The organism is Streptomyces sp. NPDC058469, assembly GCF_042721125.1.
GTDB lineage: Bacteria > Actinomycetota > Actinomycetes > Streptomycetales > Streptomycetaceae > Streptomyces.
The window spans coordinates 22,546-29,793 of record NZ_JBHXME010000139.1 but is presented as its reverse complement, the minus strand read 5'-3'; the positions used below and the strand labels follow the sequence as shown (position 1 = coordinate 29,793).

The window sequence follows — 7,248 nt, the reverse complement described above, 5'->3', positions numbered from 1 at the left end:
CGGTCTCGACGAGATTGTCCTCCCCGGGCACCCCCTGGTGCCCGAGCTCCTCCGCTCCAAGGAAGAGGCGATCTTTCCCGACCACGACGACACGTTGATCCGGGCCGAGGCGGTACTCAACGCCGCCCCCGCGCACGAGCACCCGCTCGACACGGTGTGCCGGGGCATCAAGGAAGTCATGCGCATGTACGCGGCCCAGCCGGAGATCTCGGTCGCGCGCTACAAGCTGACGCGCGAGGTGCCCACCCTGCGCGAGGCCGAGATCGCGTCGGTGGCCCGCTACGAGCGGCTGTTCACGCGCTATCTCCTGGGCCACTTCGACGAGCACGCGCACGACGACGACGCCAACGACGACCCGCTGCTCGCCGAGGTCGCCGCCTCGGCCGTGGTCACCGCCCACAACCACGTGCTGCGGCGCTGGCTGCGGGCCGGCGGCCAGGGCGACGTGGAGGCACAGCTCGACCACGCCTTCGGGATCGTACGGAAGACGTTCGGCAGCGGCATCGGCGCCGGCCGCACCACGACCCCCAAGCCGGCCACGGCGATGGTGCACCAGCAGGGCGAGGTCCTGGTGACGGTCGCCCGCACCGACGCCCCGCTGGACGAGGTCATGCGGACCATCGAAGAGGCTCTGCGGGACCGCTGACCTCCCCGCCCCCTCTGTGACGACGGCCACCCCACGGGGTGGCCGTTTTGGCATGTCAGAGCCCCTTTTCACGCATCTTTCAGACCCCATTCGATCGATCATCGCTCATTTGTTACGTAAAGATTTCACCTGAGAGCGATTCATGGCACTCGGTGCCTTGCGAGGTGACACGCAGTGTCATACGTTGAAGGTGTCCGGGCGGCCGGCGTACAGAGACCTCTCGTACGTCGACTGTCCCCGCGGCCCACTACCGGGCCGCGCGCCCGGACGCCTGCGTCACAGGCAACCTCCCGCGCCACAAAGCGCTGCCGAAGCACCACCCCGCCGAACCGACGGCACCTCACCACCCACCCTCAGCAGCAGCACCGACGTAACCATCGGCGCCCCTCCCTCAGGGCGCCCTTCGCCGGAGGCAACACCGTGACCGTGAAGGACATCCTGGACGCGATCCAGTCGCCGGACTCGACTCCGGCCGATTTCGCCGCCCTGCCGCTCCCCGAGTCGTACCGCGCGATCACCGTGCACAAGGACGACACGGACATGTTCGCGGGCCTCGCCACCCGCGACAAGGACCCCCGCAAGTCGATCCACCTGGACGACGTCCCGGTGCCCGAACTCGGCCCGGGCGAGGCCCTGGTGGCCGTGATGGCCTCCTCGGTCAACTACAACTCCGTGTGGACGTCGATCTTCGAGCCGATGGCGACCTTCGGTTTCCTGGAGCGCTACGGCAAGCTCAGCGAGCTCACCAAGCGGCACGACCTGCCGTACCACATCATCGGCTCCGACCTCGCGGGCGTCGTCCTGCGCACCGGCCCCGGCGTGAATGCCTGGAAGCCCGGTGACGAGGTCGTCGCGCACTGCCTGAGCGTGGAGTTGGAGTCCTCCGACGGGCACAACGACACGATGCTCGACCCGGAGCAGCGCATCTGGGGCTTCGAGACCAACTTCGGCGGACTCGCCGAGATCGCACTCGTCAAGTCGAACCAACTGATGCCCAAGCCGGGCCACTTGTCGTGGGAGGAGGCCGCCGCCCCGGGGCTCGTGAACTCCACCGCCTACCGGCAGTTGGTCTCCCGCAACGGCGCCGGCATGAAGCAGGGCGACAACGTCCTCATCTGGGGGGCGAGCGGCGGACTCGGCTCGTACGCGACGCAGTTCGCGCTCGCGGGCGGCGCCAACCCGATCTGTGTCGTCTCCAGCCCCCAGAAGGCGGACATCTGCCGGGCGATGGGCGCCGAGGCGATCATCGACCGCACCGCCGAGGACTACAAGTTCTGGGCCGACGAGCACCACCAGGACCCGCGCGAGTGGAAGCGCTTCGGCAAGCGCATCCGTGAACTCACCGGCGGCGAGGACGTGGACATCGTCTTCGAGCACCCGGGCCGCGAGACCTTCGGCGCAAGCGTTTACGTCACCCGCAAGGGCGGCACGATCGTCACGTGTGCCTCGACCTCCGGGTACAACCACGAGTACGACAACCGCTACCTGTGGATGTCCCTGAAGAAGATCGTCGGCTCGCACTTCGCCAACTACCGCGAGGCCTGGGAGGCCAACCGGCTGGTCGCGAAGGGCAAGATCCACCCGACGCTCTCCCGGGTGTACTCCCTGGAGGAGACCGGGCAGGCCGCCTACGACGTCCACCGCAACCTCCACCAGGGCAAGGTCGGCGTCCTGTGCCTCGCCCCCGAGGAAGGCCTGGGCGTCCGCGACGAGGAACTGCGCGCGACGCACATCGACGCGATCAACCGCTTCCGGAACATCTGAGGTCCCGTAGATGACTGAGCGTCAGAAAGACCGGCCGTGGCTCATGCGCACGTACGCCGGTCACTCCACGGCCGAGGCGTCCAACGAGTTGTACCGGCGCAACCTCGCCAAGGGCCAGACCGGTCTGTCGGTCGCGTTCGACCTGCCGACGCAGACCGGCTACGACTCCGACCACATCCTCGCCCGCGGCGAGGTCGGCCGGGTCGGTGTGCCGGTGGCCCACGTCGGTGACATGCGCCGGCTGTTCCAGGACATCCCCCTGGACCAGATGAACACCTCGATGACGATCAACGCCACCGCCATGTGGCTGCTGGCGCTCTATCAGGTCGTCGCCGAGGAGCAGGGTGTGGACATCACCCAGCTCCAGGGGACGACCCAGAACGACATCGTCAAGGAGTACCTGTCGCGGGGCACGCACGTGTTCCCGCCGGTTCCCTCGCTCCGGCTGACGACGGACATGATCTGCTACACGGTCAACCACATCCCCAAGTGGAACCCGATCAACATCTGCAGCTACCACCTCCAGGAGGCCGGGGCCACCCCGGTCCAGGAGATCGCGTACGCGATGTCCACCGCGATCGCCGTCCTGGACGCGGTGTTCGCGTCCGGCCAGATCCCCGAGGACCGCAAGGGCGATGTCGTCGCCCGCATCTCCTTCTTCGTGAACGCGGGCGTCCGCTTCATCGAGGAGATGTGCAAGATGCGCGCCTTCGGCCGCATCTGGGACGAGATCACCCGCGAGCGCTACGGCATCGAGAACCCGAAGCAGCGCCGGTTCCGCTACGGCGTCCAGGTCAACTCCCTCGGCCTGACCGAGGCGCAGCCGGAGAACAACGTCCAGCGGATCGTGCTGGAGATGCTGGCCGTGACGCTGTCCAAGGACGCACGCGCGCGTGCCGTGCAACTTCCGGCGTGGAACGAGGCGTTGGGGCTGCCCCGCCCCTGGGACCAGCAGTGGTCGCTGCGCATCCAGCAGGTGCTGGCGCACGAGAGCGACCTGCTGGAGTACGCGGACATCTTCGAGGGCTCGCACGTCATCGAGGCGAAGGTCGCCTCGCTGGTCGAGGAGTCCCTCGCCGAGATGGACCGCATCGAGGAGATGGGCGGCGCGATGGCCGCCGTCGAGTCCGGCTACCTCAAGTCGCAGCTCGTGTCCTCGCACGCGGAGCGCCGGGCCCGTATCGAGTCCGGTCAGGAGAAGATCGTTGGCGTCAACATCTTCAACACGACCGAGCCCAATCCGCTGACCGCGGACCTCGACACGGCGATCCAGACGGTCGACCCGGCCGTCGAGGCCCGTGTCATCGAGTCGTTGCAGCGCTGGCGGGACACCCGCTACCAGCCGCCGTTCAACCACCCGCGCCCGTGCAAGGCGCTGGAGCGGCTGAAGGAGGCCGCCAAGGGCACCGGCAACCTCATGGAGGCCACCCTGGAGTGCGCCCGCGCCGGTGTCACGACCGGTGAGTGGTCCGGGGCCCTGCGCGAGGTGTTCGGCGAGTTCCGGGCACCGACCGGTGTCTCGTCGGCGCCGGTCGCGGTCCCCGCCGAGGAGGGCTCGCCGATGGCCGAGGTACGCCGCAAGGTGGACGTGACGGCGCGCGAGATGGGCGCCGGAAAGCTGCGGTTCCTGGTCGGCAAGCCGGGCCTGGACGGGCACTCCAACGGCGCCGAGCAGATCGCCGTACGCGCGCGTGACGCCGGCTTCGAGGTGGTCTACCAGGGCATCCGGCTGACCCCGGAGCAGATCGTGGACGCGGCCCTCGCCGAGGACGTGCACGCGGTCGGCCTGTCCATCCTGTCCGGCTCGCACGCGCAGTTGGTGCCGGACGTGCTGGACCGGCTCCGCGAGGCCGGCGCGGCCGACATCCCGGTGATCGCGGGCGGGATCATCCCGAACGCCGACGCCGAGCAGCTCAGGGCCGCGGGAGTGGCCGCGGTCTTCACCCCGAAGGACTTCGACATCACGGGAATCATCGGCCGTATCGTCGACGAGATCCGGAAAGCGAACAAGCTCGACCCTCTGGAGGTCCCCGCATGACCACGCCCGCCCCCGTCAACCGGCTTCGCCCGCGGCGCTCCTGTCTCGCGGTCCCCGGGAGCAACCCGCGTTTCCTGGAGAAGGCGCAGGGTCTCCCGGCCGACCAGGTCTTCCTGGACCTGGAGGACGCGTGCGCGCCGCTCGCCAAGCCCGAGGCGCGGCACACCATCGTCAAGTTCCTCAACGAGGGCGACTGGACGGGCAAGACGCGGGTCGTGCGCGTCAACGACTGGACGACCGAGTGGACGTACCGCGATGTCGTGACCGTGGTCGAGGGCGCGGGGCAGAACCTCGACTGCATCATGCTGCCGAAGGTGCAGGACGCGCAGCAGGTCGTAGCGCTCGATCTGCTGCTCACGCAGATCGAGAAGACGATGGGCTTCGAGGTCGGCAAGATCGGTATCGAGGCGCAGATCGAGAACGCGCAGGGCCTCAACAACGTCAACGAGATCGCCACCGCTTCCCAGCGCGTCGAGACGATCATCTTCGGACCGGCCGACTTCATGGCGTCGATCAACATGAAGTCGTTGGTCGTGGGCGAGCAGCCGCCCGGCTACCCGGCGGACGCCTACCACTACATCCTGATGAAGATCCTGATGGCCGCCCGCGCGAACAACCTCCAGGCGATCGACGGCCCTTACCTCCAGATCCGCAACCTCGATGGCTACCGCGCGGTCGCCCAGCGTGCCGCCGCGCTCGGCTTCGACGGCAAGTGGGTGCTGCACCCGGGCCAGGTCGAGGCGTCCAACGAGATCTTCTCGCCGTCCCAAGAGGACTTCGACCACGCCGAGTTGATCCTGGACGCGTACGACTACTACACGTCCGAGGCGGGCGGCAGGAAGGGCTCCGCGATGCTCGGCGACGAGATGATCGACGAGGCCAGCCGCAAGATGGCGCTGGTCATCTCGGGCAAGGGCCGGGCCGCCGGTATGGAGCGCACCAGCAAGTTCGAAGCCCCGGAGGCCTGAGCACCATGCAGTTCGGACGCACCTACGAGGAGTTCGAGGTCGGCGCGGTCTACAAGCACTGGCCCGGGAAGACGGTCACGGAGTACGACGACCACCTCTTCTGTCTCCTGACGATGAACCACCACCCGCTCCACATGGACGCCAACTACGCCGAGAACACAACGGACTTCGGCAAGAACGTCGTGGTCGGCAACTACATCTACTCGCTGCTGCTGGGCATGTCGGTGCCGGACGTGTCGGGCAAGGCGATCGCCAACCTGGAGGTCGAGTCGCTGAAGCACGTGGCGCCGACCTTCCACGGCGACACGATCTACGGCGAGACCACGGTCCTCGACAAGACGCCCTCCAGGTCGAAGAACGACCGCGGGATCGTGTACGTCGAGACCAAGGGCTACAAGCAGGACGGCACGCTGGTCTGCGTGTTCCGCCGCAAGGTGATGGTGCCGACCGAGACGTACATCAAGGAGCGCGGCGGCGAGCAGCCCGGCCGCCCGGACCTGAAGCAGCAGGAGAAGTAGCCATGGCGCGACTCGCCCAGACCGCCGGTCTCACCGACATCCAGCGGGAGATCCTCTCCACCGTCCGCGACTTCGTGGACAAGGAGATCCTCCCGGTCGCCACCGAGCTGGAGCACCGCGACGAGTATCCGCAGCAGATCGTCGACGGGCTCAAGGAGTTGGGCCTGTTCGGCCTGATGATCCCGGAGGAGTACGGCGGCCTGGGCGAGTCCCTGTTGACGTACGCCCTGTGTGTGGAGGAGATCGCGCGCGGGTGGATGTCGGTGTCCGGGATCATCAACACCCACTTCATCGTGGCCTACATGCTCAAGCAGCACGGCACGCAGGAGCAGAAGGACCACTTCCTGCCGCGCATGGCGGCCGGCGACATCCGGGGCGCGTTCTCGATGTCGGAGCCCGCGCTCGGTTCGGACGTCTCCGCGATCACGTCGAAGGCGGTGAAGGACGGCGACGAGTACGTCCTGACCGGCCAGAAGATGTGGCTGACGAACGGCGGTACGTCGTCGCTCGTCGCCGTCCTCGTGCGAAGTGACGAAGGGCACCCGGAGGGCACCGCGCCCCACAAGTCGATGACGACCTTCCTGATCGAGAAGGAGCCCGGTTTCGGTGAGGTCCAGCCCGGGCTCACCATCCCCGGGAAGATCGACAAGATGGGCTACAAGGGCGTCGACACCACCGAGTTGATCATGGACGGTCTGCGGATTCCGGCCGACCGCGTGCTCGGCGGCGAGACCGGCCGAGGTTTTTACCAAATGATGGACGGAGTCGAGGTCGGCCGCGTCAACGTGGCGGCGCGTGGCTGCGGTGTCGCTCAGCGTGCCTTCGAACTGGGCGTCTCGTACGCGCAGCAGCGTCACACGTTCGGGAAGCCCATCGCCCAGCACCAGGCGATCCAGTTCAAGCTGGCGGAGATGGCTACCAAGGTCGAGGCCGCCCATGCGATGATGGTCAATGCGGCACGCAAAAAGGACTCCGGGGAACGAAACGACCTTGAGGCAGGGATGGCGAAGTACCTCGCCTCCGAGTACTGCAAGGAGGTCGTCGAGGACGCCTTCCGGATCCACGGCGGGTACGGCTTCTCCAAGGAGTACGAGATCGAACGCCTTTACCGCGAGGCGCCGATGCTGTTGATCGGCGAAGGTACCGCCGAAATCCAGAAAATGATCATCGGGCGCAGGTTGCTCGAAGAGTATCGATTCCAGGGCTGATTGTCCGTTTAGGGGTGTTTTCTTCGAGAAGAAGATCACACCCCGTCAACGCTCTTCGGCCGCCGACTCGGCTTCCTGGCTTGCCCAGTTGTGGCCCGCGACCGGT

At 67.2% G+C, this 7,248-nt stretch carries 6 protein-coding genes; all 6 read left to right on the top strand.

From position 1 onward, the window contains the following. Positions 1-646: TetR family transcriptional regulator (locus tag ACFWP5_RS39945; RefSeq protein WP_384168541.1), on the top strand; the 646-nt coding region annotated here is incomplete at its 5' end. 426 nt (positions 647-1,072) lie between these two features. After that, complete coding sequence (gene ccrA / locus ACFWP5_RS39940; protein WP_384168544.1) at positions 1,073-2,410, top strand: crotonyl-CoA carboxylase/reductase; 1,338 nt, start codon at positions 1,073-1,075, stop codon at positions 2,408-2,410. 10 nt (positions 2,411-2,420) lie between these two features. Beyond that, positions 2,421-4,448: a protein meaA gene (locus ACFWP5_RS39935; RefSeq protein WP_384168538.1), complete on the top strand. Its 2,028-nt coding sequence runs from the start codon at positions 2,421-2,423 to the stop codon at positions 4,446-4,448. After that, a complete protein-coding gene (locus ACFWP5_RS39930) occupies positions 4,445-5,416 on the top strand; it encodes a CoA ester lyase (protein WP_327400190.1) in 972 nt (323 codons plus the stop codon). The genes ACFWP5_RS39935 and ACFWP5_RS39930 overlap by 4 nt, the downstream gene beginning before the upstream one ends. 5 nt (positions 5,417-5,421) lie before the next feature. After that, positions 5,422-5,934, top strand: a complete 513-nt coding sequence (locus ACFWP5_RS39925; protein WP_363095604.1) for a MaoC family dehydratase — start codon at positions 5,422-5,424, stop codon at positions 5,932-5,934. 2 nt (positions 5,935-5,936) lie between these two features. Then, complete coding sequence (locus ACFWP5_RS39920) at positions 5,937-7,142, top strand: acyl-CoA dehydrogenase family protein (RefSeq protein ID WP_384168534.1); 1,206 nt, start codon at positions 5,937-5,939, stop codon at positions 7,140-7,142. Positions 7,143-7,248: the final 106 nt, after the last annotated feature.

Bases quoted from the DNA above. Each gene is read 5' to 3' on its own strand.
- ACFWP5_RS39935 (WP_384168538.1), top strand. From the start codon at position 2,421: ATGACTGAGCGTCAGAAAGACCGGCCGTGGCTCATGCGCACGTACGCC.
- ACFWP5_RS39930 (WP_327400190.1), top strand. From the start codon at position 4,445: ATGACCACGCCCGCCCCCGTCAACCGGCTTCGCCCGCGGCGCTCCTGT.
- ACFWP5_RS39925 (WP_363095604.1), top strand. From the start codon at position 5,422: ATGCAGTTCGGACGCACCTACGAGGAGTTCGAGGTCGGCGCGGTCTAC.
- ACFWP5_RS39920 (WP_384168534.1), top strand. From the start codon at position 5,937: ATGGCGCGACTCGCCCAGACCGCCGGTCTCACCGACATCCAGCGGGAG.